This is a genomic window from Cellvibrio sp. ATLC23, from assembly GCF_057196725.1.
Genome location: NZ_JBXUOS010000021.1, coordinates 1 through 3,402, shown reverse-complemented (window position 1 = coordinate 3,402; position 3,402 = coordinate 1). Strand labels below are relative to the sequence as shown.

2 rRNA genes are annotated in these 3,402 nt (G+C 50.6%); both read right to left on the bottom strand.

The annotated features are described in order from the left end of the window. Positions 1-7 precede the first annotated feature (7 nt). A 5S ribosomal RNA gene (gene rrf, locus AC2CG4_RS19995) occupies positions 8-123 on the bottom strand. A 212-nt stretch (positions 124-335) separates the two neighbouring features. Further along, positions 336-3,223: ribosomal RNA gene (locus tag AC2CG4_RS19990) — 23S ribosomal RNA — on the bottom strand. Between the last annotated feature and the right edge of the window lie 179 nt (positions 3,224-3,402).

Sequence of the window (3,402 nt, the reverse complement as noted above, 5' to 3'; positions counted from 1 at the left end):
ATTAGAAGCTTGACGATGACCTACTCTCACATGGGGAGACCCCACACTACCATCGGCGCTAAGTCGTTTCACTTCTGAGTTCGGTATGGGATCAGGTGGTTCCAACTTGCTATGGTCGTCAAGCAATTCTGTATGAGTTCGGAGGTCTTAGGATGTGTAGTACATTGGCCTCGATTGACTCAAATAGGGCGGTGGATTGTAAAGTGATTGCTGATGTTTTAACAGAGTCTTTTAGGATTTCTGTATTGGATGCTTGCGTATCGTACAAGTCCGGAGCAGATAAGGATTATCTTTCTGCATTGAATCGTAAACCGTCTAACAGTCGATTCTGTTATATGGTCAAGCCGCACGAGCAATTAGTATTGGTTAGCTCAACGCCTCGCAGCGCTTCCACACCCAACCTATCAACGTCGTAGTCTTCAACGGCTCTTTAGGGGACTTAAAGTCCCAGGGAGATCTCATCTTGAAGGAGGCTTCCCGCTTAGATGCTTTCAGCGGTTATCCCGTCCGAACGTAGCTACCGGGCAATGCCATTGGCATGACAACCCGAACACCAGAGGTTCGTTCATTCCGGTCCTCTCGTACTAGGAACAACTCTTCTCAAATCTCCAACGCCCACGGCAGATAGGGACCGAACTGTCTCACGACGTTCTAAACCCAGCTCGCGTACCACTTTAAATGGCGAACAGCCATACCCTTGGGACCGGCTTCAGCCCCAGGATGTGATGAGCCGACATCGAGGTGCCAAACACCGCCGTCGATGTGAACTCTTGGGCGGTATCAGCCTGTTATCCCCGGAGTACCTTTTATCCGTTGAGCGATGGCCCTTCCATACAGAACCACCGGATCACTAAGACCTACTTTCGTACCTGCTCGACATGTCTGTCTCGCAGTCAAGCGTGCTTTTGCCTTTACACTAACCTCATGATTTCCGACCATGATTAGCACACCTTCGTGCTCCTCCGTTACTCTTTGGGAGGAGACCGCCCCAGTCAAACTACCCACCATACACTGTCCGTAATCCCGATAAGGGACCGACGTTAGAACCTCAAACATACCAGGGTGGTATTTCAAGGACGGCTCCATCGAAACTAGCGTCTCGACTTCAAAGCCTCCCACCTATCCTACACAGATAGGTTCAAAGTTCAGTGCAAAGCTATAGTAAAGGTTCACGGGGTCTTTCCGTCTAGCCGCGGGTACACGGCATCTTAACCGCGATTTCAATTTCACTGAGTCTCGGGTGGAGACAGCGCCCCCATCATTACGCCATTCGTGCAGGTCGGAACTTACCCGACAAGGAATTTCGCTACCTTAGGACCGTTATAGTTACGGCCGCCGTTTACCGGGGCTTCGATCAAGAGCTTCGCTTGCGCTAACCCCATCAATTAACCTTCCGGCACCGGGCAGGCGTCACACCCTATACGTCCACTTACGTGTTTGCAGAGTGCTGTGTTTTTAATAAACAGTTGCAGGGGCCTGGTATCTTCGACTGCCAGTAGCTTACGGGGCAAGCCCTTCACCACCAGCAGTGCACCTTCTCCCGAAGTTACGGTGCCATTTTGCCTAGTTCCTTCACCCGAGTTCTCTCAAGCGCCTTGGTATTCTCTACCTGATCACCTGTGTCGGTTTGGAGTACGGTCTCTTTTTACCTGAAGCTTAGAGGCTTTTCTTGGAAGCATGGCATCAAGCACTTCATGTTCCGAGGAACACTCGTCATCAGTTCTCAGCCTTAGCATCCCGGATTTACCTAAGACACCAGCCTACGACCTTAAACACGGACAACCAACGCCGTGCTGCTCTAGCCTTCTCCGTCCCCCCATCGCAGTAAAAAGAGGTACAGGAATATTAACCTGTTTCCCATCGACTACGCATTTCTGCCTCGCCTTAGGGGCCGACTAACCCTGTCCCGATTAGCGTTGGACAGGAACCCTTGATCTTCCGGCGGGGGAGTTTTTCACTCCCCTTATCGTTACTCATGTCAGCATTCGCACTTCTGATACCTCCAGCATGCTTCTCAACACACCTTCGACGGCTTACAGAACGCTCCCCTACCCCACATACATAGTATGCAGCCGCAGCTTCGGTTGCTAGTTTTAGCCCCGTTACATCTTCCGCGCAGGCCGACTCGACTAGTGAGCTATTACGCTTTCTTTAAAGGGTGGCTGCTTCTAAGCCAACCTCCTAGCTGTCTAAGCCTTCCCACATCGTTTCCCACTTAACTAACATTGGGGACCTTAGCTGGCGGTCTGGGTTGTTGCCCTCTTGACAACGGACGTTAGCACCCGCTGTCTGTCTGCCATGATTGCACTCCTCGGTATTCGTAGTTTGCATGGGGTTGGTAAGTCGGGATGACCCCCTAGCCCAAACAGTGCTCTACCCCCGAGGGTGAGACATGACGCGCTACCTAAATAGCTTTCGGGGAGAACCAGATATCTCCCGGCTTGATTAGCCTTTCACCCCTATCCACACGTCATCCCCAAATTTTTCAACATTTGTGGGTTCGGTCCTCCAGTTAGTGTTACCCAACCTTCAACCTGCACATGGATAGATCGCCGGGTTTCGGGTCTATTGCCAGCGACTAGACGCCCTATTAAGACTCGCTTTCGCTACGGCTCCCCTATACGGTTAACCTTGCCACTGACAATAAGTCGCTGACCCATTATACAAAAGGTACGCAGTCACAGAACAAGTCTGCTCCTACTGCTTGTACGCACACGGTTTCAGGATCTATTTCACTCCCCTCACAGGGGTTCTTTTCGCCTTTCCCTCACGGTACTGGTTCACTATCGGTCAGTTGGGAGTATTTAGCCTTGGAGGATGGTCCCCCCATATTCAGACAAGATATCACGTGTCTCGTCCTACTCGTTTTCATGACTAAGGCATTTTCGTGTACGGGGCTATCACCCTGTATCGCGGCACTTTCCAGAGCCTTCCACTAACACCAAAGCCACTTAAGGGCTGGTCCCCTTTCGCTCGCCGCTACTAAGGGAATCTCGGTTGATTTCTTTTCCTCCGGGTACTTAGATGTTTCAGTTCCCCGGGTTCGCTTCGTACAGCTATGTATTCACTGTACGATACCTACCAAAGGTAGGTGGGTTCCCCCATTCAGAGATCTCGGGATCATAGCTTGTTTGCCAGCTCCCCCGAGCTTATCGCAGGCTCCTACGTCTTTCATCGCCTCCAACTGCCTAGGCATCCACCGTGTGCGCTTAGTCGCTTGACCATATAACACAAGCGACTGCTTTAACGATTTACAACATTGATACGCTCACGATAATAAGCGCATCGCATGAGTATGATTCGCCGGACTTTTGTGTAGAGATACACAAGACATCCATAAATCAGCAATTTATTACTTTACATTCCACCTTGTTAAAGAACTTCTGGCGTAAAAACCAGTCA